Below are 20,934 nucleotides of genomic sequence, written 5' to 3' on the forward strand. Positions count from 1 at the left end.
CAAACAGCATCAGCAACCGCAGCCAAGGCTAAGAGCTAGAAGCTAATAGCTAAAGGTTGAATTGGAGACAAGCATATGTTCCGCTCCAGCCCCTTTGAACTGACCGGCCCGATCACTGACTTCGACGCCATCCGCATCTCGCTCGCCAGCCCGGAGAAGATCCGCAGCTGGTCGCATGGCGAAGTCACGAAGCCTGAAACCATCAACTACCGTACCTTCAAGCCCGAACGCGACGGCCTGTTCTGTGCCCGCATCTTCGGACCGATCACTGATTGGGAGTGCCTCTGCGGCAAGTACAAGCGCATGAAGCACCGCGGCGTGATCTGCGACAAGTGCGGCGTCGAAGTGACCCTGTCCAAGGTTCGCCGTGAGCGCCTGGGCCACATTGAGCTGGCTTCGCCCTGCTCGCACGTGTGGTTCTTCAAGGGCCTGCCCTCGCGTATCGGCCACCTGCTGGACATCTCGCTGCGCGAGCTCGAAGCGGTTCTTTACTTCGAGTCCTATGTCGTCATCGATCCAGGTGAAGCTCCGGTCAAGGAGCGCGAAATCATCAAGGACGAGGCCAAGTTCCGCGAGCTCGACCAGCAGTACCGTCCCTCCGGCTTCAAGGCCATGATGGGCGCCGAGGCGATCAAGGAACTGCTCAAGCGCGTTGAGATCCAGGAGCTCGCAATCGAGCTGCGCGAGCGCATGAAGCAGGAGCAGTCGCTCCAGAAGAAGCTGAAGTACGCCAAGCGCCTGAAGGTCGTCGAAGCCTTCCGCAAGAGCGACAACAAGCCGCAGTGGATGATCCTGGACGTGATCCCCGTCATCCCACCCGAGCTTCGCCCGCTGGTGCCGCTGGATGGCGGACGCTTTGCTACGTCTGATCTCAACGACCTCTACCGTCGTGTGATCAACCGTAACAACCGTCTGAAGAAGCTGATGGACCTGCATGCGCCTGAGGTCATCGTGCGTAACGAAAAGCGCATGCTGCAGGAGGCCGTCGATGCCCTGTTCGATAACGGCCGCCGTGGCCGCGTTCTGCGTGGCGCCAACAACCGTCCGCTGAAGTCGCTCTCTGACACCCTGAAGGGTAAGCAGGGGCGCTTCCGTCAGAACCTGCTCGGTAAGCGTGTTGATTACTCCGGCCGTTCCGTAATCGTCGTCGGTCCCGAGCTCAAGCTCCACCAGTGCGGTCTGCCGAAGAAGATGGCTTTGGAACTCTTCAAGCCCTTCATCTATCACCGCCTGGAGCAGACCGGTCACTGCACCACCATCAAGCAGGCCAAGGAGATGGTTGAGCTGCAGGAGCCCATCGTCTGGGACATCCTGGAAGAGGTCATCAAGGATCACCCGGTCCTTCTGAACCGTGCTCCAACTCTGCACCGTCTCGGTATCCAGGCGTTTGAGCCCGTGCTCGTCGAAGGTAAGGCCATCAAGATCCACCCGCTGGTCTGCACCGCCTTCAACGCCGATTTCGACGGTGACCAGATGGCTGTTCACATTCCGCTGTCGCCGGAAGCACAGGTTGAGGCTTCGGTCCTCATGCTGGCTTCGCACAACATCCTGTCGCCGGCATCGGGCGCGCCCATTACTGTCCCCACGCAGGACATGGTGCTTGGTCTGTACTACCTGACCAAGTCCAAGGTCGGCGCGAAGGGCGAGGGCCGCACCTTCGGCACCATCGAGGAAGTTCTGATGGCGCTGCACGCCGGTGAGGTTGAGACGCTGTCGCCGATCCGCCTGCGTTACTCGGGCTCCGTGCTCGACATGACCACCGCGTACGACGACCAGGACATCCTGCACACCGAGGCCGTGGAGTACCACAAGCAGTACATCTCCACCACGGTGGGCCGCGCCATCCTGAATGACGCTCTGCCGGACGGTATGCCGTACGTCAACGGCCTTCTGAAGAAGAAGGGCATTGGCCAGCTGGTGAACTTCTGCTACCTGAACCTCGGCCTGGAAGTTACGGTCAAGGCTCTGGACCGCATCAAGGAACTGGGCTTCCAGTACGCGACGCGTTCGGGTCTGTCGGTCGGTCTGGACGACATGGTCATCCCGGACTCGAAGTACACCGTTGTGCACGACGCCGAAAAGCAGGTCATCGCGCTCCAGCAGCAGTACCTGGACGGCGCTATCACCAACGGCGAGCGTAACAACAAGGTCATCCAGCTGTGGTCGGGAATCACCGAAAAGGTGGCCGACGAGATGTTCGGCAACATGAAGCGCGCTGACAAGGAAGGCGCCATGAACCCGATCTATATCATGGCGGACTCCGGTGCTCGTGGTTCGAAGCAGCAGATTCGTCAGCTGAGCGGTATGCGTGGATTGATGGCCAAGCCCTCGGGCGAAATCATCGAAACGCCCATCACGGCAAACTTCCGTGAAGGTCTTACCGTTCTGCAGTACTTCATCTCGACGCACGGCGCTCGTAAGGGTCTGGCCGATACCGCTCTGAAGACCGCTGACTCGGGTTACCTGACCCGCCGTCTGGTCGACGTAGCGCAGGACGTCATCATCAGCGAGAACGATTGCGGCACCGTGGAAGGTATCTACGTGACCCCGATCATCGAAGCCGGTGAGACCATCGAGCCGCTGCGTGACCGTATCATCGGCCGCGTATCGCTCGAGAAGCTGAAGGACTTTGAAGGCAACACCATCGTCGAGATCAACCAGGAAATCGACGAGGACAAGGCCTCCTCGGTTCAGGCTGCCGGTATTGAGCGCGTCAAGATCCGCTCGGTGCTGACCTGCGAGTCGCGCCGCGGCGCCTGCCAGCTTTGCTATGGCCGTAACCTCGGCTCCGGCAAGATGGTGGAAATGGGCGAGGCTGTCGGCGTCATCGCGGCACAGTCCATCGGTGAGCCTGGAACGCAGCTGACCATGCGTACCTTCCACGTCGGTGGAACGGCATCGCGCGTCAACGAGCAGTCGCACCTGGATGCCAAGAACGCCGGCTTCGTGCGCTTCATCAACCTCAACACCGTCCGCGCCAAGGATGGCAGCCTGGTCGCCATGAACCGCTCCGGCTCCATCGCCATCGTTGACGAGAAGGGCCGCGAGAAGGAGCGTTACGTCGTTCTCTACGGCGCGAAGCTCCGTGTCGAAGACGGCGCACAGGTTGCACTCGGCGATACGCTCGGCGAGTGGGATCCGTACACCTTCTCCATCGTGACCGAAGTTGGCGGTACGGTGCAGTTCAAGGACCTGCAGGAAGGCGTCACGCTGAACGAAGAAGTGGACGAAGTCACCGGCCTGTCGCGCCTGGTGGTTACGGACGCTCCGGACGAAAAGCGTCAGCCCACGCTGCTGGTCAAGTCGGACAAGGGAACCAAGCGTTACCTCATGCCGTCGCGTGCTCACCTTATGATCACGGACGGAGACGAGGTTTCGCCTGGCGACATCCTCGCCAAGATTCCGCGTGAGTCCACCCGTACCAAGGACATCACCGGCGGTCTGCCGCGCGTCGTAGAACTGTTCGAAGCCCGTAAGCCCCGCGAAACCGCAACGATCTCTGAGATCGACGGCGTGGTTCGCTTCGGCGATGTGGTCAAGGGACAGCGCAAGATCTACGTCACCGGTGATAACGGCGAAGAGCGCGAGTACTCGATCCCGCGTTCCATCCACGTCAACATCCAGGAAGGTGAGCGCCTGCGTGCAGGCGATCAGCTGATGGACGGCCCGCTGAACCCGCACGATATTCTCGCGGTTCTCGGCGAGCGCGAACTGCAGATCTACCTGGTCAACGAGATCCAGGAAGTCTATCGTCTGCAGGGCGTAGCCATCAGCGATAAGCACATCGAAACGATCGTTCGTCAGATGCTGCGCTGGGTGAAGATCGAGGAAGTGGGCGACACGCCGTTCCTTCTGGAACAGCAGGTCGACAAGTTCCGCTTCCGCGAGGAGAACGAGAAGGCCATCGCCAACGGAGGCCGCCCGGCTATCGGACGTCCGCTGCTGCTCGGCATCACCAAGGCCTCGCTGTCGACCGAGAGCTTCATCTCGGCTGCCAGCTTCCAGGAGACCACGCGCGTCCTGACGGAGGCTTCCATCAACGGAGCCGTCGACAACCTGCGCGGTCTGAAGGAGAACGTCATCGTAGGCCGCCTGATCCCGGCGGGTACGGGCATGGAGTACTACCGCAACGTTCAGCTCACTCCTGAGCTGGAAGAAGCAGCCGCCCGCATCCAACAGGAAGTCCAGGAAGCCCACGACGCCGAAGAGCGCGAGCTTGAGGCAATGCGTATGGAAGGCGAGCAGGAAGAACTGGCCGCCGAGTAATCAGCGAACAGTACAAAACCAGAAGGGCCGGCGAAAGCCGGCCCTTTACTATTGCCAAAAATCCAGGTGTGCATACAGTAAAAGGCCGGGGCATCGCCCCGGCCTTCGTATGAATCCTGAAAATCCAGCTTAGAACGTAACGATATCCACCGTCGGCAGCGGAGCCACAATCTTCTTGGTCTCGATCACCTTGCCGTACTTACCTTCGCTGATATCGCCCAGCACCGTGTTCATGGTGTCTTCCGTGCGGGTTGCGGGGATGTGCATGTGCTTGGTGGCGCGGGCTGTGGCCTGACACAGGCGGAAGCGGTTGGGGATCTGATTGAGGGCGCGATAGACCTGTTCGGAACGCATGGTGAAGCTCCTTGGGCAAAAGCCGTGCAGTGACTGCGGTAAAAGGTTCGGGCTCGTCGCACACAAGGATCAGCGCTGGATGAGAAGCGAGCAGGAAAGCGGGCACGGTAACGGCCCTCTCTCTAGTGTAACGATGCTCCGGGCTGCTCAAACATTTCGTTTGTGACAAAAATGCAATCGCCGGTGTCTAAACTGCACATTGCAGTTGTTATGCACCCCTGGAGGGCTCCTGCTTTGAGATCGTCTACCGCCGTGCTGTTTGTTTCGCTGGTCTCCTCGTCCCTGGTCAACCCCGCAAACATCGCCGCACAGCAGGCCCGGCCCGCCGCTACGCCTCGCGTATTGAGGCCCTCCACCGAAGACCGCACCCAAAATCTGCCTGTCCGCCGGGTCGCGCTCTACAAAAACGGTGTCGGCTACTTTGAGCACGCGGGCCAGGTTGACGGAAACCAGCAGGTCACCATCGACTTCACCACTTCCCAGCTCAATGACGTGCTGCAGACGCTTACGGCCATTGACCTGAACGGCGGCAAGATCAGGAACGCCGGTTATAACTCCACCACACCGCTGGAACAGCAGTTGAAGAGCCTTCCCCTCTCGCTGAATGAGAACCCCACCGAGGCCGATTTCTACCAGGCCATCCGTGGTGCGCGTGTGGAGGTCACCGGCAACGGAGCAGCCATTACCGGCCGCCTGCTGAACGTGGAGCAGCGTGAACTGCCCGCCGCCGAAGGCAAACCGCAGCCGAGCGCGCAGTTCCTTACCGTCATTTCTGAGGGTGGTGGCGTTCGCACACTCCAGCTCACCTCGCAAACGCAGGTGCGCCTGCTGGATGGCTCGCTCAACCAGGACGTCGCCCACTACCTGCAGCTACTCTCCTCCACGCGCAACCAGGGGCTACGCCATCTGACGCTCAGCGCCACCGGCACTGGCGCACGCCAGTTGCTGGTCAGTTATATCTCTGAGGTGCCGGTCTGGAAGTCCACCTACCGCTTCATCTTCGCGGACAGCGCCACGCAGAAGCAGCAGGCGACGCTGCAGGCCTGGGCGATTGTCGACAACACCGTCGGCGCGGACTGGGACGACGTGCAGCTCTCGCTCATCGCCGGCTCGCCGCAAAGCTTCATCCAGCCGCTCTCGCAGCCTTACTACACGCGCCGACCGGAGATTGGTTTGCCGACGCAGGCGCAGCTGACGCCGCAGACGCACCAAAGCGGCGACATGAATGGTGCCGCTGCACCACCGCCGTCCCAGATAGGCAGTGCAAATGAATCGGTGACGGTGACGGCTGCGGAGCCGATGCTGCAAACTGAGTCGGCAAGCGTAGCGGCTCTCCCTCTAAACGGGAGACAAACGGCCCGTTTCGCAAAGGGGGCGGGAATGGGAGGCGGTGGGGGGATAGGAGCAGGCATGATCACCCCCGAACTCGTCGAGTCCTCCGTCACTGCTGCCGCTTCCACCGCCGCTTACGACAACTACTTCGAGTACAAGCTCACCCAGCCCGTTACCATCCGCAAGAATGAGTCGGCCATGGTGCCGGTGTTGCAGTCCAAGCTCGATGTGGAGCGTGTCACGCTCTGGTCCAGCGCGCAGCCGCGCCCGCTCCGCGCGCTCTGGGTAACCAACACCACCGGGGCCACGCTCGACAGCGGCAGCTTCTCCATTGTGGAGAATGGCAACTTCGGTGGAGAAGGCCTGTTCGATGTCATTCATCCCGGCGAGAAGCGCCTGCTTTCCTATGCCGCGGACGACGCCGTGCGCGTCAGCACGGAGTCAAACCTCAACTCGCGCCATCTGCAGAAGATCACCGTGCGGAAAGGTGTTTTGACGGGGGTCAACCGCGAGATCGCGGAGATCACCTACGTCATCCACAACGCGGCTACCTCGCCGCGCATGGTTGTTGTGGAACACCATCGTCGTGCGGGCTGGGAGCTGGACTCGCACACGCAGCCCACGGAGACCACACCAACCGCCTACCGCTATGGCGTCGCCGTCGCGCCCGGAGAAACCGTCCGCCTGCATGTAGGCGAGCGCCATACCCTTTCGCAGGTCTGGCAACTGGCGCAGATGAATGACCAGCAGATTGACATGGTGCTGCGTACCAACGGCAACGATGCGAAGCTGCGGCAACTGCTTGAGCCGGTCATCGCCGCCCGCCAGCGCGTTGCGGATGTCGACCAGCAGATCTCTTCCCGGAACGACGAGATGGAGAAGATCAACGACGACCAGGAACGTCTGCGCAAGAACCTCTCGGCGCTGAAGTCCTCGGCAGAGGAGCGTGCACTGGTCCGCCGTTACACCACGGAGCTGAATGCCCAGGAAGACCGTCTGGCCACGTTGCGCAAGGAGACTGACACGCTGAAGACCGATCGCGAGAAAGCCCAGGCCGACTTCGACGCAAAGCTGCAGGCGCTTGAGGTGGATGAGACGCTGTAGCGAATCGCATCCGCAACCTGCTGGCAACTCTGTCCCGCACGGCAAGAAAGTGCAAAGCGAGTTCCATAAGCCGTGATGTAATCTCAGCCCAGAATGGTTCTGCGCAATCTCGATCTCGATACGCTGCGAACGCTGGTCATCGCGCATGACCTTGGCGGCTATGCGCAGGCGGCGGAGCGGCTCGGACGCACACCTTCCGCCATCAGTCTGCAGATGAAGCGTTTGCAGCAGGATCTCGACATTCCGCTCTTCCGCAAATCCGGCCGTGGACTTGCACTTACTGAAGCCGGAGAGACGACACTCGCCTACGCGCGCCGCATGCTCGCTCTCAACGACGAGCTGATGGACACTATGCACGGCGCCACGCTCGCGGGTCTTATCCGCATCGGCTGCCCGCAGGACTTCTCGCCCATTCTCCCTGGTGTCCTCTCTCACTTTGCCACGCTCTACCCGCGCATGCAGGTGGAGCTGCACATTGAAGGCAACGCCGCCCTGGCTGACTCTCTTGAGAAGCAGCAGCTCGACCTCGCTCTCGTCATCGGCCAGGCGGACCGTGCTGCGGCTGTCACCATCGGAGAGCTCAAACTCGTCTGGATCGCCTCAACCCTCTTCACACCACCCGGCGACCAGCCGCTGCCCATCGCCGTCCTTGGTCCGCAGTGCGCCTTCCGTAAGCGGGCTATCCAGCAGCTTGAAGAGATCACACGCTCTTACCGCATAGCTGCAACCAGCCCCAGCCTCAACGGCCTGTGGGCCGCGGTGCTCGGTGGCCTTGGGATCACGGCGAGGACAGCACTTGGCCTGCCTGCCGATCTGATCTGTGGCCCGTCGCTCTTTGGTCTACCCGCGCTCGGCGGCATGCCTGTCACACTGCATCGCAACCCGCATGCCACGGGGCCGGTCATCGATCGCTTCAGCACCCTGCTCACCTCGGCACTCACCCTTGCCTTGCAGCAGTCAGGCAAGCCACGCAACCGCCTGCGTCTCCTCCGCGAAGCATAAGCACCGCTCAACAGAGCGATGAAAACAATCAAATTGTGCTGTGAGTAAGTCATCGGTAGCGTGGACGTCATGCGCTACCTCCGCTATTCCGCCCTGCTTGCCTCCCTTATCCTTGCTTCAAATGCCGTCGCGCAATCTGCAAAGGATCTTGTCGGCACCTGGAAGCTGATCGCCGCCGACAAGCTGCTGCCCGACGGTACACGCACCCTCGACTACGGAGCCAACCCGCACGGCATCGCTATCTTCACCGCCGACGGCCACTACGCCATCGAGATCTATCGCGACCAGCGTACAAAGTTCTCCTCCGACGACCGTCTGAAAGTCACCGCCGACGAGTACAAGCAGACCTTCCTTACTCTCAGCGTCCACTTCGGTACCTACACGGTCGACTCGGCCAGGGGTACCATCGCCTTCCACGTGGACCGCGCCTCCACCCCTAACCTGGACGACACTATCCAGGTCCGTCCCTTTGAACTCAAAGGCGACCAGCTCAGTTGGAAGGTCGCTGCCCGCCCTGATGGCAGCATTCCCATCACCGTGCTCGAACGGATCAGGTAAACCGTGGTGGGAATCGCCGGACGCCCATGTTCCGCTTTTGGGACATGGGCTTGTACTGATCGACGAACTATCTTGCCGGCCAACTCCATTTCGGAGTGTTGAACAAGGTCGCACCCTTCAGCACGGTCTCCCCAAATGACTTCTCGAGAGGCAGAGGAACGCACACCTGCTCCTTCACCAATGCGCTAATCAGCGTCTGCGCATGCGATACAACAATCACCTGTGTCTGACGAGCCGCCACGATGATCAACCGCGCCAGCGCAGGCAGCAGGTCAGGATGCAGGCTGGTCTCCGGTTCGTTCAGCACCATCAGTTGCGGAGGCCGCGGCGTCAGCAGGGCTGCCAGCCACAGCAGGTAACGCAGCGTCCCATCGGAAAGCTCCGCGGCAGATAAGGGGCGTAATAATCCATGCTGTCGCAGTGTCAGGTTGAACCGCCCGTCCAACACCTCAACGCTCAACTCGCTCCCCGGAAACGCATCCTCCAACGCAGTCGCAAGCGCCTGATCGGAACGAATCTCAAGGATGGTCTGCAGCGCTGCCGCCAGGTTGCTCCCATCGTGATGAAGAACCGGGCTGAACGTCCCAATCTGACTGGTGCGTGCAGGCGCGTCGGCGTCTGTGCGGAAGTGATCGTAAAAACGCCATCCTCGCACGGCCTCCCGTACAGCCAGCATCTCCGGAGCTCGGTGCGGATCGGGCACCGTGGTCAGCATGCTGTCGGTATCGCCCAGGTGCTGGGTCAGCATTGTGGGCTCTTCATCCTTTGTCGTCGAGAGCCACACAAAGTTGTTTCGCCGATCTACCATCGCTGCCGCCTTGCGATACAGCGGCCCATGCCAGATGCACTCCCGCTTCACGCCCGGATCAAGCCGGAAGATTGTTGCCGGAGGTAGCCCTGTCCGATACCCAAGATCAATGCTGTACCCGTATTCATCGCCACCGAAGCCGAGCTTCAAACTTGCGGGCTTTCCGCTATTCGCCAATCCCTCTACTCTGTAATCGCCCTGCCGAACACCACGGGCAATCGTCTCCGGCCCGGCCCAGAAGGTCGAAGGCAGCCCGCCTTCCCGCGCAAGTGATGAAACCACAGCGTTTTGCGCTACATCGGCAAGCAGCCGCAGCGAACGATAAACATTCGATTTTCCGCTGCCATTGGCCCCTGTAATCACGCTGAGCTGCCCAAGCGGCAGCACCAGCTCCCGGATCGAACGGTATCCATGAATGGCAATCGTGCGGATCATCTCTCCAGCAGCTTACTTCACCCGGAACCCGCCCGTTGCAAATGCGGAAATCCCCAACAAAATCAACCACTTTCGAGCACTTTCCAGCCTGTCAAACCGTCCCCTGAAACGGTATACTTAAACCACTTACATGGCAGACGATCAGAACCAGCTCCCCCTCTCCGGTAACGCAGGAAATAACGGCGACGGCAACGGTCCCATCGACCCGCGCGCGGCCACCAGCATCATCCCCATTAATATCGAAGAGGAGATGCGCCGGAGCTATCTCGACTACTCCATGTCGGTCATCATCGGGCGCGCCCTGCCCGACGTCCGCGACGGCCTGAAGCCTGTGCATCGCCGCATTCTCTACACCATGTCGGAGATGGGCCTCTCGGCCAACAAGAAATACACCAAGAGCGCCAAGATCGTCGGACAGGCCATGGGTCAGTACCATCCCCACGGCGACTCGGCCATCTACGACGCCTTGGTGCGCCTGGCTCAGCCCTTCTCCATGCGCTACCCCATGGTCGATGGCCAGGGCAACTTCGGCTCCGTCGACGGCGACCCGCCGGCCGCTATGCGTTACACCGAATCCCGCATGACCAGGATCGCCGGCGAAATGCTCGCCGACATCGACATGGACACCGTCGACTTCACCCCGAACTACGACGAGTCCGTGCTGGAGCCCACCGTTCTGCCCACGCGCGTGCCGAACCTGATCATCAACGGTTCTGAAGGCATCGCCGTCGGCATGGCCACCAAGATTCCGCCGCACAACCTGACCGAGGTTGTCTCCGCCGCCATCGAAATGGTGCAGAACCCCGCTGCTGGCATCGACGAAGTCCTCAAGCACGTCCAGGGCCCCGACTTCCCCACCGGCGGTATCATCTACGGTAAGTCCGGTATCCGCCGCGCCTATGAAACCGGCCGCGGACGCTTCCTGGTTCGCAGCAAGGTCGCCACGGAGAACTCCACCGGCGGCCGCCAGGCGCTGGTCGTCACCGAGCTGCCCTTCCAGGTCAACAAGTCCAACCTCATCAAGCGCATCGCCGAGCTGGTCAACGACAAGACCATCGACGACATTTCCGGCATCGACGACTTCTCCGATCGCCAGGGCATGCGCATCGTCATCGAACTGAAGCGCGGCGCGCAGCCCGAGATCGTTCTCAACCAGCTCTTCAAGCACACCTCCATGCAGGAGAGCTTCTCCATGATCTTCCTGGCCGTCCACAACGGCCAGCCCCGCGAGCTCCCGCTCCCCGACGCCATCCGCGCCTTCATCGATCACCGCATCGACGTCGTCCGCCGCCGTACAGCCTTCCTTCTGGCCAAGGCCCGCGACCGCGAGCACGTCCTGCTCGGCTACCAGATCGCGCTAGACCACCTGGACCAGGTGATCCGCACCATCCGCAACAGCGAAAACCGCGCCGCAGCCCGCGAGAATCTGTTCCGCTTCTTCTCCGGCCGCGCCATCAACCTGAACGGTACGGAGCTGGCCGGCGTCACGCTTGACCCGGTGAAGTACAACATTGCCGCCGACCTGCTGCCCGCCAACGGATCGCTGATCCTCAGCTACAAGCAGATCGATACCATCCTCGAACTGCAGCTCTATCGCCTTACCCAGCTCTCCATCGACGAGATCCTGAAGGAACTCGCCGAGGTCCGCGACAACATCGCCGAGTACGAGTCCATCCTCGCCAGCGATAAGAAACTGCGCGGCGTCATCGTGGCTGAGCTCAAAGACGTCCTCGCCAAGTATGGCGACGAGCGCCGCACCCAGATCGTCGACGAAGGCGCCGAGCTCACCCTCGAAGACCTCATCGCCGACGAGCAGGTCGCCGTCACCGTCTCCAACACCGGCTACCTCAAGCGCACGCCCATCTCCACCTACCGCCAGCAGCGTCGCGGAGGCACCGGCCGCCTCGGCATGAAGACCCGCGAAGAGGACTTCGTCGCCCAGCTCATCGTCGAGAGCACGCACGCCTACCTGCTCTGCTTCACCAACACGGGCCGCGTCTTCTGGGTCAAGATCTACGAGATTCCCGACGTCGGCGCCGCCGGCAAGGGCAAGCACATTGCCAACCTGCTGGCGCTGCAGCCGGGCGAGAAGATCGTCACCTACCTCGGCATCCGCGACCTGAACGAAGAAGGCAAATTCATCCTCTTCGCCACACAGCTCGGCACCGTCAAGAAGACCCCGCTGACGGACTTCTCCAACGTCATGCAGCGCGGCATCATCGCCATCAACATCGACAAGAACGATGAGCTGATCGGTACCCGCGTCACCGAAGGTGACGACATCATCTTCCTCGCCACCCGCGAGGGCATGGCCATCCGCTTCCCGGAAAAGCACGACCCCGAAAAGGGTACCGGCCTGCGTCCCATGGGCCGCAACGCCAGCGGCAACAAGGGCATCACGCTCAAGAAGGACGACTACGTCATCGGCCTGGCCGTTACCCCCAGCCCGGAGTCACGCGCCACGCGCCGTGACGAGCTGGCACTGGAAAAGAACCTGGTGAAGGAACTCGCCGAGGTCCGCGCCCAGATTGAAGCCGCCTCCGCGGAGCTGACCACCGCCCGCGAATCCGGCAACGAGGAAGCCGCCAAGGAAGCCGGCAAGAAGCGCGACAAGGCCTACGACAAGCGCGACCAGCTGGACGAAAAACTGGGCCTCAGCCCCTGCCTCATCCTCTCCGTCACGGAGAACGGCTTCGGCAAGCGCACCAATGTTGAGGAGTACCGCCTGCAGTCCCGCGGCGGCTCCGGCGTCATCAACATGAAGGCCACCGCCAAGACCGGCAAGGTCTCCGCCATCAACCTGGTGGACGAGACCAGCGAGCTGATGGCCATCAGCCAGTTCGGCAAAATCATCCGCATCGACACCAAGACCATCCGCGCCGCCGGCCGGGGAACACAGGGAGTCAAACTCCTCAACCTGGACGACGCTGACAAGGTAGCCGCGGCGGTTGTGATTCCTCCGGATGAGTCGGGGAATAAGGAACCGGAGCAGGGTCTGTTGCAGTAGGATGTCGGTATTGTTACCGAGGCCGCGTCAGGATCGTTGGCACAAGGGAGACCAATGAGAATAACTGAAGTTAGCATTTCAAAGTTATTCGGAATATTTGACCACACCATTCGAATGGCTTTGGATGATCGGATAACGATCATCCATGCACCGAACGGATATGGAAAGACGACTATTTTACGCTTGTTGAACGGGTTCTTCACCGGTCGGTTCACAGACATCGAGTCCGTGCCTTTCGATGAGTTCTCGATCTTACTTGAAGATTCAACGGCGATACGGGTGTTCCACCTACCTCGGCGAGAAAAGCGTAAAGGAGATGGGTTGCTCGTTCGTCTAGAGCGCGAAGGGATTTTGCTGGATGAAACTCACCTTCGTACTCTAGATCCACGTGAAGCCGAATTTCCCTTACATGCGATCGACGAATTTCTCCCATTTCTGACTAGGATTGGCGAATCGACTTGGCGCAATATAGAGAATGGCGAAGAACTCTCGTTTGGCGAGATTTTCAATCGCTATGAAGATATGCTCCCCGTACGACTGACAAGACAGAAAACTGCGCCATGGCTAAGAGAACTCACTCAATCTATAAAGATACGTTTTATTGAAAGTCAAAGGCTCTCAAGAGACAGTCGTAATTCGAGAGGTCACCGCAACAGTGGTGTGGAACCTGCAGTTGCTTTTTATTCCAAGCAGATAGCCCGTGAGATGACACGTAGGCTAGCTGAATATGCTGAACTCTCTCAATCTCTGGATCAGACTTTTCCAATGAGACTTGTTGAGCATTTGTCAAGTGGTAGTGCCACCTCTATGTCTCCCGAAGAGCTCGAGGAAAGATTGGGTGCACTCGATCAAAAGAGGGCGCGACTTCGAGAAGCTGGTTTACTTGAGCGCGAAGATGTCAGTTTCAAAGTCCCCCCGGCGCTTCAGGATCTAGCTCAGCAAGTGCTGCCGATGTATGTGAGTGATGTAGAGAAAAAGCTTGGTGTTTTTGCTAATATACTCGAGAAAATAGAGTTATTTAAAGCCATAGTTTCTCAACGATTTCGCTACAAGACAGCCACTATCGACAAAGAGAATGGGTTCACCTTCGAAAGTATGGGGCAGACACTCTCTCCGATGGTGTTATCGAGCGGAGAGCAACACTTACTAGTGCTCTGGTCAGAACTGATTTTCATGGTAGATAAGGGATCGCTTGTGCTCATTGATGAGCCGGAGATGTCCTTACACATCTCATGGCAGCAAGACTTCCTTAGAGAACTGTCCGCTATTACACGGCTATCAAATTTCGATGCTCTCATCGCGACGCATTCACCTCAGATTATCAATGAGCGTTTCGATCTCGTATCTGTCTTAGAAGGTCCGGAATGGCATAGATGATGCACACGCCAAATAGTGCAGTCAATGCAATCCGAATGAGCCGTACTGTAAAGCCACAGCACGCGGCTCTCCTTCTGGAAGGTCGCAAAGACAACAAGATTTTTAGTAATTTTATTGACTGGGATAAATGTGCTCCGTATGTGCTCTCTGGAAGAGATAACGTGTTGGAGGCATTAGCTCTAGCTAGAGCTAACCAAGTCCCTGGAGTAGTGGCCATTGTAGATAGGGACTCTGATCATATCTACAATCGTAGGATTGATGATCCGTGTGTGGCTGTTACAGATAAGCGTGATTTGGAAGGTATGCTTATCGCCTCACCAGCGCTCGAAAAAGTGTTTGGAGAGCATGAAGTTAGACCAACATTCGATCTCCGCCAAACCATAGCAAATGGCGCATGTCATTTAGGTTATATGCGAGCACTATGCCACGCAAACGGATGGCATGTAGATTTTAAACGGATTCGGTACAACTCTTTTTTTGATCCGAGGACAGGTGTAGTATCCAACAATCTTGTGGCATCTACTGTCCTGGGTTCAGCGGAAAATGTAGGCTTCGGAAGAAGTCCTCTAGAAATAGATGAGCTTATTCGGGGGATATCTGATGCTTCGCATGATCCGTTGCTCGTTTCGCAAGGACACGATATGGCCGCTGTTGCAGCCGAAATTCTAAAATTTTATACAGGGCGCCGCGACATAACAGCCCGGGACATGGAGTCTTTTCTAAGACTGGCTTTCGAGACTGAGCATTTCCGGACGACATCCCTGTTTGCTGCACTTTGTGAGTGGCAGGAAACTAACAAAAATTTCATCGTTCTCAAGTTGGGTTGCCCAGTTATTCGAACTTAGTCGAGAGTTGTCCAAGTAGGGCACAAAGTAAAAGGCCGCGCTTGCGCGCGGCCTTCCATCACACCATCCAGCCTTAGTAAGCAGCCGTAAACCGCTGGCCGCGGAACTGGGGGTTCTCCAGCTCGTTCACCGTCGCGATGGCGTAGTCGGCGTAGCTGATCTCGCTCTTACCGTTTTCGCCCATGATCAGGTCGTCCTTGCCGATGCGGAAGGTTCCCTTGCGGGGGCCGACTTCGAAGAATCCGGCGGGCGAGAAGTAGGTCCAGTCGATGGTCTGGTTCTTCTTCAGGTTGCCGAGGACCTTGATGTGCGACGCGCTGATCGGCAGGTACGGCTCCGGCAGGTAGCCCGAGTCGTGCAGGGTGACGCCGGGGGCGACGAAGAGGCTGCCTGCTCCGCCCACCACCAGCAGGCGGGGTCCGCCGTTCTTGCCGCCTGCTAGGGCAACGCCCTCAATCAGGTTGTCGGTCAGGCCGATCAGGACATCGGTATTGTCCGCCGGGGGAGCGATGGCGCTCACCACGGCATCGGCGCCCTTCACCACTTCGGCAATCTTGCCGGGGTTGCTGGCGTCGTCAAGCACGCTGGTGACGCCGGCCGGCTCCTCGCCTGCCTTGCGGGTTACGGCAACCACCTGGTGGCCGCGCGCCACCAGCTCCTTCACAATCTCTGAACCCGACTTGCCCTTTGCTCCGTAAACGACAACCTTCATCTCTCTACCTCCTAAGTATTTCGATATCGAAATATCGATGCACTTCAGTAGATGTGGCCCGTAATAGTTCGGATGCAAGAAAAGTGACATCTATACCGGAAGCGGGTTAGAGTGTCGATGAAAACGGAGCTCGAAGGGCCATGGCAAAGACGATAGGCATCATGCTCGGCGAAGGGATTGAAGCCGGGGTGGTGGTGGACAACAAGCTTACGGGCGAGATCAGTCATTTTCCGGAAGATCCCTCCGAAACCGACGCGCTGGTCGAAAAGCCGCATGAAGATCTGGTGGAGCTGCTGTGCGACCGCGTGATCGACATTGCCGCCGGGGCGACGGACGTGACCGCCGTGGGTGTCGGCCTGCCGGGCCTGGTGCGCAACGGCGTGGTGGAAGAAGCTCCGAACCTGCCGCAGCTGAAGGGCGCGAAGGTGCAACAGACGCTGTGCGCCGCCCTGCATAAGCGTGGCTTTGAGACGAACGTGAAGCTGGTGAACGATGCGGACGCCATGGCCGCCGGTCTTGCCGCACAGCACGGCAAGCTGGACCACATGATCCGCGTCTGGACGCTCGGCCTGGGCATTGGCTATGGTCGCTACCCCTTCCTGGAAGGCGTGTGGGAGGGCGGTCACACTGTCGTCACGCTGGACGATAAAGAACGGTACTGCGGCTGCGGCGGACGCGGCCATCTTGAGGGCATCATGGGCCACCGCGCCATGCGCATGCGCTTTCTCGATCTTGAACCGGAAGAGGTCTTCGAGGCTGCTGCAAAAGGCGACGAGCGCTGCGTGGAATTTAAGAAGCTGTGGCACAAGGCGCTGGCCGCGGCCACGGCCAGCAGCATCCATGTCAGCGGAGCAGGCAAGTTCTACCTTACCGGAATGAACACCCGCTTCCTTGACCTGCCCATGCTGGATAACTACCTGCACCAGATGGTGACGATGAGTCCCCTGCAGGGCTTCTCGATGGAGATCGTCAAGCACTCCTCAACCGCCGCCGTACTGGGCGCCGGTATCATCGCCGGTATGGAGACTACGCCCCGGCAGTAGGCGCGCGTCTCTGCACTACCGCAGCAGCAGCCGTGCCAACAAACAGCACAGCAGCTACGGTGAACAGACCGCTGGCATAGCCCTGCCCGCGGTCGGACAGCCATCCCAGCAGAAACGGCCCCACAAAGCCGCCAATGTTGCCCAGCGCATTCACCAGCGCAATGGCGGGCGCGGCCAGCGTGCCGGGAAACTGCAGCGTCAGTGCTGACCACAGCGCCGGAGTCGCCGCCAGGCCAAAGCCTTCGGCAATGGCAAAGCTCACAATTAGAAACGCCACACCTGCTTTGCCCGGCATATGCGATGCCGGAATGGAGAGCAGAAAGCCTACCGCCGAGATCGCAATCGGCGCGGAGAGTCCCCACGCGGGCTGGCCCTTGCTGTCAGACAGGCGCGACCACACAAACATAATCACCGCAGCCAGCAGAAACACGGCAGCCACGGTCCAGCCCACCTGCAACTGCGGCAGACCAAGCCCGCTCAACATCTGCGGCAGCCAGAAGACAAGGCCGTACAGGCCAATCTGCGTGGTGAAGTACAGCAGCGCGAACAGGTAGATCGCCGTGTTGGTGTAGAGAGACGCCTCGGTGCCCGTGTAACCCGTTCCTTCAGCTTTCTGTTCTCCGGCGGCAATGGCCTCCAGCAGAGTGGCGCGTTCGGCTTCGGTCAGCCAGGTAGCCTCCTGCGGGCGGTCGGTCATGCAAAAGGGCACCAGCGCGGCCAGTAAAACCGCCGGAAGGCATTCCACAATCAGCAACACCTGCCAGTCGCGCAACCCGGCTACCGCGCCATGCAGCAGGATGGTGCTGGAGAGCGGTCCGCCGAAGATATTGGCCAGCGGAATGGCGAAGATGAACCACGCAATCAGCTGCGTGCGCTGGCTGCGCGGCAGCCAGATGCTCAGGTAGTAGATGATGCCGGGGTAGAAGCCGGACTCGGCCACGCCCAGCAGAAAGCGCAGAATCAGGAAGCTGGTGGAGTTGTGGGTAAAGGCCACCAGGCCCGACAGAATGCCCCACACCGCCATGATGATGGCAATCCACTTGCGCGCGCCAAAGCGGCGAAGTGCAAGATTCGACGGCACCTGCGCACACAGGTAGCCCGCAAAGAAGACGCCGCTGGCAATGCCGAACAACGTGCCGGAATAGCCAAGGTCGCGCCGCATGGCCGCGGCGGCAAAGCCGATGTTCACGCGGTCCAGGTACGCGATGAAGTACAGAACGAGGGTCAGCGGCAGGATGCGCCAGGCCACCTTCCGGGTCACAACTTCAGTTGTCGGATGCACGCAGCCATCTTACCGTGCGCGAAAGACAGAAGGCCCGCTGGCCGGGCTATCATCAAATCAGGCTTTCACCTTGTCTTCACCTGTCACCATCTCGGAAAAGCTCCCCACGCTGCGTGAGTTCTTCTCACCCGGCGGCGTGCTGGCGCAGTCGTCGCTCACCTATGAGCACCGCCGCGGCCAGTACGAGATGGCGCAGACCGTCGAACAGGCGCTCAACGACAAGCGCCACCTGATTGTGGAAGCAGGCACCGGCACCGGCAAAACCCTTGCCTACCTGCTGCCCGCCTTGCGCTTTGCCCGCGAGAATGAACAGCGCGTCATCGTCTCCACCGGCACGAAGAACCTGCAGGAACAGCTTTTCTTCAAGGACATCCCGTTCCTCGAGTCATTGCTCGGCCCGCTGCGCGTCACCTACATGAAGGGCCGTGCCAACTACCTTTGCCGGCAGAAGCTCTACGCCCTGCGCGACCAGCCAATTTTGAACGGTCTGGAAGAGATCAACCAGTACCGCGAGATTGCCGCGTGGGAAGAAACCACCGAGACCGGCGACCGCGCCGAACTGACCGTCCTGCCGGAGAACTCGCAACTCTGGGGCAAGCTGGACGCGCGCACCGAGGCCTGCCTTGGCCAGACCTGCCCCAGCTTCGAGCGCTGCTTCATTACCGAGATGCGCCGCCGCGCGCTCGACAGCGACCTGATCATCGTCAATCACCATCTCTTCTTCGCGGACCTCTCCATCAAGCAGGAAGCCGCCGGAGCGCCCGACGCGGGCGTTCTTCCCGAAGCTGCCGCGGTCATCTTTGACGAAGCGCATGAACTCGAAGATGTGGCCAGCGCCTACTTCGGCATCGCGCTTGGCACGGGACGCTTTGACGAGCTGGCACGCGACACCGAGATCCTTCTGCGCGCCAAACAGGTGGCCGTGCCTGCTGTTGATTCGGCGATCGCCACCCTGAAAGATCGCGCGCGACTCTTCTTCTCCACGCTGCCGCACGCTAACTCGCCGGGACGCATGGCCTTTACCAATCGCGCCGACTTTCTCGAACTCAACGGCGAAGCCTACCTCTCGCTGATGGCCGCGCTGGAGCGCACCTTCGGCGAGCTGGATCGTGTGAAAGATGTGGAAGAGGTGCAGGGCCTGAAGAAGCGGGTCAATGACATCCGCGCCCACCTCCGCTTCCTGATGGAGACCGAGGACCCGAACACCGTCTTCTGGATCGAACGCCGCGCCATCGGCAACCTGCGGAACGCCGCCCGCAGCTCCGCTGCTGCGCCCGCGCTGCACACCCAGTTGCAGGCCACGCCGATCGATGTTTCCGAGATCCTGGTCAGCACGCTGTGGGAGAAGTTCCGCTCCGTCATCCTTACCTCGGCCACGCTCACCGTGCAGGGCGGCTTTGACCACATCCGCAAGCGCCTTGGCCTCACCTTCACCAAGGAACTGGTCGTGCCCTCGCACTTCCAGTACGGGAAGCAGGCTCTGCTCTATCTGCCGCAGGACATGCCGGACCCGCGCGATCCTGACTTCATGAAGCATGCCGTCGAGCGCACCCGCCGCGTGCTTGAGATCACTGCCGGCCGCGCCTTCTGCCTCTTCACCAGCTACCAGCAGATGCGCGAGCTCTATGAACGCATGCTGGTGGAGGTGCCCTTCCCGCTCTTCCTGCAGGGGCAGGCGCCTCGCAAAGCTCTCTTGGATGAGTTCCGCGCTACACCCAACGCTGTGCTCTTCGGCACCAGCAGCTTCTGGCAGGGCGTTGACGTGCAGGGCGAGCAGCTCAGCTGCGTCATCGTCGACCGCCTGCCCTTCGCCGTGCCGTCAGACCCCGTCATCCAGGCGCGGATGGAGGCCATCACCGCAGCGGGAGGCAAGCCTTTCTTCGATCTCCAGGTGCCGCAGGCGGTCATTGCGTTGAAGCAAGGCTTTGGCCGCCTCATCCGCAGCATCAATGACCGCGGCGTGCTCATGTTGCTGGACCCACGCATCCAGCGGCAACGCTACGGCCGCATCTTTCTGGAAAGCCTGCCCGCCTACAAGCTCACTGACGACATCACGGACGTCGAGCACTTCTTCGAGTAACGACTTAGACCATTTTTCGTGTTGCTGTGCTTTTCAAAGCAGAGATGAAGCGGCGTTTTCCCTGATAGAAAACGCACATAGAGTCTTTGTCACTGGTCATACCTGCAGGAAAATTGACCTAGCCGCGCGTGCCTGTCCGCTTCTGCTTCGCGAGGTGCTTCTTCAACACCTCGTCAATGCGCGTCTGCCAGCCCGCGCCCGTTGCTTTAAAGCCTGCAACGACATCGGCCGAAAGGCGGATGGACACTGGCTTTTTGGTTGGTGCCACTTGTGGGCCACGAAGGCTGAGCAACTTCTTCTGCAAGTCTTCCGGAAGCGAAGAAAGCGGCTTCATGGCCCGAAAATCCGCCATCATCCGTTCGCGGACTTCACCATCATCGTCAGTAAGTGGTTTTCTTTTTGCCACTGTGCTTTGCCTCCCTTTCATTGGCTTTGCGAAGACTGATCACACGAATGCCGTCGCGGATCGGGATGAAACAAAGAACGTGCAGTCGGTCATCAAGATATCCGAGTGCGATGATCCGGTACTCACCGTTTCTTGATTCGTGGTCTCCACGCTGCGCGGGCTGAAGCCGGATCCGGCCGCAAAGTGGCTCTCGAAGGACGGAGAAAACGTTCCGGCGTATCGTCCGTAGACATTTATGCAGCCCAGCGGTCAGAACCCCGTAAATATCGGGCTTCAGTCCCTGGGGGACACGTTGCTTTCACCACATCCAATCCACATTCAGG

The 20,934-nt window shown here is 59.8% G+C and carries 15 protein-coding genes; 9 read left to right on the plus strand and 6 right to left on the minus strand.

The window, feature by feature from the left end; translation table 11 throughout:
- Positions 1–75 precede the first annotated feature (75 nt).
- A complete protein-coding gene (gene rpoC, locus OHL13_RS16645; RefSeq protein WP_263411246.1) occupies positions 76–4,266 on the plus strand; it encodes a DNA-directed RNA polymerase subunit beta' in 4,191 nt (1,396 codons plus the stop codon).
- Between the two features lie 129 nt (positions 4,267–4,395).
- On the opposite strand, the gene OHL13_RS16650 is transcribed toward rpoC, so the two are convergent.
- Positions 4,396–4,620 carry a hypothetical protein gene (locus OHL13_RS16650; RefSeq protein WP_263411247.1) on the minus strand — a complete coding sequence of 75 codons (225 nt, stop codon included), beginning with the start codon at positions 4,618–4,620 and terminating at the stop codon, positions 4,396–4,398.
- A 234-nt stretch (positions 4,621–4,854) separates the two neighbouring features.
- Between OHL13_RS16650 and OHL13_RS16655 the strand changes: the two genes are divergently transcribed.
- The 3 genes from OHL13_RS16655 to OHL13_RS16665 all read left to right on the plus strand — a co-directional run bounded on the left by OHL13_RS16655 (position 4,855) and on the right by OHL13_RS16665 (position 8,616).
- Positions 4,855–7,056 (plus strand): DUF4139 domain-containing protein, encoded by a 2,202-nt coding sequence (locus OHL13_RS16655; RefSeq protein WP_263411248.1) that lies wholly within the window; start codon positions 4,855–4,857, stop codon positions 7,054–7,056.
- Between the two features lie 93 nt (positions 7,057–7,149).
- The gene (locus OHL13_RS16660; RefSeq protein WP_263411249.1) at positions 7,150–8,058 is read left to right on the plus strand and encodes a LysR substrate-binding domain-containing protein; all 909 of its coding nucleotides are present in this window, start codon (positions 7,150–7,152) and stop codon (positions 8,056–8,058) included.
- A gap of 69 nt (positions 8,059–8,127) precedes the next feature.
- Entirely contained in the window at positions 8,128–8,616 is a 489-nt protein-coding gene (locus tag OHL13_RS16665; protein ID WP_263411250.1) for a lipocalin-like domain-containing protein, read from the plus strand.
- A gap of 67 nt (positions 8,617–8,683) precedes the next feature.
- On the opposite strand, the gene OHL13_RS16670 is transcribed toward OHL13_RS16665, so the two are convergent.
- Positions 8,684–9,859: an AAA family ATPase gene (locus OHL13_RS16670; protein ID WP_263411251.1), complete on the minus strand. Its 1,176-nt coding sequence runs from the start codon at positions 9,857–9,859 to the stop codon at positions 8,684–8,686.
- A gap of 130 nt (positions 9,860–9,989) precedes the next feature.
- On the opposite strand from OHL13_RS16670, the gene gyrA reads away from it, so the two are divergent.
- Genes gyrA through OHL13_RS16685 form a run of 3 tightly spaced genes read left to right on the plus strand, consistent with a single transcriptional unit; the run spans position 9,990 to position 15,088 of the window.
- Positions 9,990–12,866, plus strand: a complete 2,877-nt coding sequence (gyrA, locus tag OHL13_RS16675; protein ID WP_263411252.1) for a DNA gyrase subunit A — start codon at positions 9,990–9,992, stop codon at positions 12,864–12,866.
- Positions 12,867–12,920: 54 nt separating this feature from the next.
- The gene (locus tag OHL13_RS16680; protein WP_263411253.1) at positions 12,921–14,243 is read left to right on the plus strand and encodes an AAA family ATPase; all 1,323 of its coding nucleotides are present in this window, start codon (positions 12,921–12,923) and stop codon (positions 14,241–14,243) included.
- 35 nt (positions 14,244–14,278) lie between these two features.
- Positions 14,279–15,088: a DUF4435 domain-containing protein gene (locus tag OHL13_RS16685; protein WP_263411254.1), complete on the plus strand. Its 810-nt coding sequence runs from the start codon at positions 14,279–14,281 to the stop codon at positions 15,086–15,088.
- A gap of 73 nt (positions 15,089–15,161) precedes the next feature.
- Here the strand turns inward: OHL13_RS16685 and OHL13_RS16690 are convergent, their stop codons facing one another.
- Positions 15,162–15,800, minus strand: coding sequence for an NAD(P)-dependent oxidoreductase (locus OHL13_RS16690; RefSeq protein ID WP_263411255.1), 639 nt, complete (start codon positions 15,798–15,800; stop codon positions 15,162–15,164).
- Positions 15,801–15,940: 140 nt separating this feature from the next.
- Here OHL13_RS16690 and OHL13_RS16695 point away from each other — a divergent pair, with 140 nt between their 5' ends.
- On the plus strand, positions 15,941–16,843 hold the full coding sequence (locus OHL13_RS16695; protein WP_263411256.1) for an ROK family protein: 903 nt from the start codon (positions 15,941–15,943) through the stop codon (positions 16,841–16,843).
- On the opposite strand, the gene OHL13_RS16700 is transcribed toward OHL13_RS16695, so the two are convergent.
- Positions 16,827–18,125: an MFS transporter gene (locus OHL13_RS16700; protein WP_263411257.1), complete on the minus strand. Its 1,299-nt coding sequence runs from the start codon at positions 18,123–18,125 to the stop codon at positions 16,827–16,829. The two genes, OHL13_RS16695 and OHL13_RS16700, sit on opposite strands and share 17 nt — an antisense overlap.
- A gap of 70 nt (positions 18,126–18,195) precedes the next feature.
- Here OHL13_RS16700 and OHL13_RS16705 point away from each other — a divergent pair, with 70 nt between their 5' ends.
- Entirely contained in the window at positions 18,196–20,205 is a 2,010-nt protein-coding gene (locus OHL13_RS16705; RefSeq protein WP_263411258.1) for an ATP-dependent DNA helicase, read from the plus strand.
- Positions 20,206–20,323: 118 nt separating this feature from the next.
- Here OHL13_RS16705 and OHL13_RS16710 read toward each other — a convergent pair whose 3' ends face one another.
- Complete coding sequence (locus OHL13_RS16710) at positions 20,324–20,611, minus strand: BrnA antitoxin family protein (RefSeq protein ID WP_263411259.1); 288 nt, start codon at positions 20,609–20,611, stop codon at positions 20,324–20,326.
- Positions 20,586–20,888: a BrnT family toxin gene (locus OHL13_RS18735; protein WP_399256094.1), complete on the minus strand. Its 303-nt coding sequence runs from the start codon at positions 20,886–20,888 to the stop codon at positions 20,586–20,588. Before OHL13_RS18735 ends, OHL13_RS16710 begins: the two co-directional genes overlap by 26 nt.
- Between the last annotated feature and the right edge of the window lie 46 nt (positions 20,889–20,934).

This window comes from Terriglobus tenax, from assembly GCF_025685395.1.
In the GTDB taxonomy this organism is placed as follows: Bacteria; Acidobacteriota; Terriglobia; order Terriglobales; family Acidobacteriaceae; genus Terriglobus; species Terriglobus tenax.